This is a genomic window from Marinobacter halodurans, assembly GCF_004327985.1.
Lineage (GTDB): Bacteria > Pseudomonadota > Gammaproteobacteria > Pseudomonadales > Oleiphilaceae > Marinobacter_A > Marinobacter_A halodurans.
Genome location: NZ_SJDL01000131.1, coordinates 1 through 1,212 on the forward strand (window position 1 = coordinate 1; position 1,212 = coordinate 1,212).

The 1,212-nt window shown below is 64.6% G+C and carries 1 protein-coding gene; it reads left to right on the forward strand.

Annotation, left to right across the window (positions count from 1 at the left end; all coding sequences use genetic code 11):
- Window positions 1-1,212 (forward strand): hemagglutinin repeat-containing protein (locus EZI54_RS23740; protein WP_207389342.1); only part of this gene is annotated, 1,212 nt, incomplete at both ends.

The following is a 1,212-nucleotide window of genomic DNA, read 5'->3' on the forward strand; positions in this document are numbered from 1 at the left end:
CTGGTCGAGCAGAGCCTCCAGGCCCGCACCGGTAGCCGTTTCCTCGATGGCCAGGGCGGTATGGCGATGTTTCAGCAACTGATGGATAACGCCGTCATCGCCCAGGACGACCTGGACCTGACGCCCGGTGTCGCCCTGACCAAGGACCAGGTCAATCGCCTGACCCGCAGCATGATCTGGATGGAAACCCGCAAGGTTGCGGGCCAGGAGGTGCTGGTGCCGGTCGTCTACCTGTCCGCCGACCGGGACCTGGCCTACGACAACGGCGCCCTGGTCGCCGGCCGCAATGTCTCCATTACCGGCGACTCCGATGTGGTCAACGTCGGTGTCATTGATGCCCTGGATGCACTGACGATTTCCAGTAATCAGGGTGGCCTGACCAACCGGGAAGGTCGCTTGCAGGCGGGGCAGCGGGTCAACGTTGATGTCGCGCAAGACATCGTCAACCAGAGCGGCGAAATCAAGGCTGGCGATATCCAGTTGACCGCCGGTGGCAACATCCATAACGAGACACTCGTCGACAATGCCGGCAGCCTGGACAGCTACGCCGTCAGCCGGAAGGGGCGGGATGCCTCGATCGTTGCGGACAAGACCCTTGCCATGAGCGCCGCTGGCGACGTCACCGACCGGGCCGGAGTGCTCCAGGCCGGTGACGACCTGGCCATCGCCGCCGGCGGCGATATCCGCCTGGAAAGCCAGGAGCAGGTTACCGGCTTCCATGTCGGCCAGCGTCATAACAACCAGTCGCTCCAGCGCTCTGAACACCTCACCAGCACCGTCCATTCCGGCGGTGACCTGTCCCTGGGCGCGGGCCGTGACATCGTGATGGAAGGCGCCCAGGTCGCCGCCTCGAAGGATGCCCGGTTGCAGGCCCAGGGCGATGTCGATGTCCTCGCCGTTGCCGACACCCGCCACTCCGAACTCCACTATCGCGAGAAAGCCCACGGCTTTGGCTCCGACAAGAAGGGGGACGCGACGTCGGACAGCGTGCTCCACAAAGCCGCCGGCGTATCCGCCGGCGGTGACCTCACCGTCTCCTCCGGTCAGGACATCCGGGTCTACGGTTCGACCGTGCAGGGTGGCGGCGACGTTCAGGCCAAGGCGGGCAGGGACATGCAACTGATCGGCGCCATCGACCAGCAGCAGGAGAATGTCCGGAAATCCGAAAAGAACAGCGTTCGACGCAAGGACGAAATCCGCGGCTACCACCAC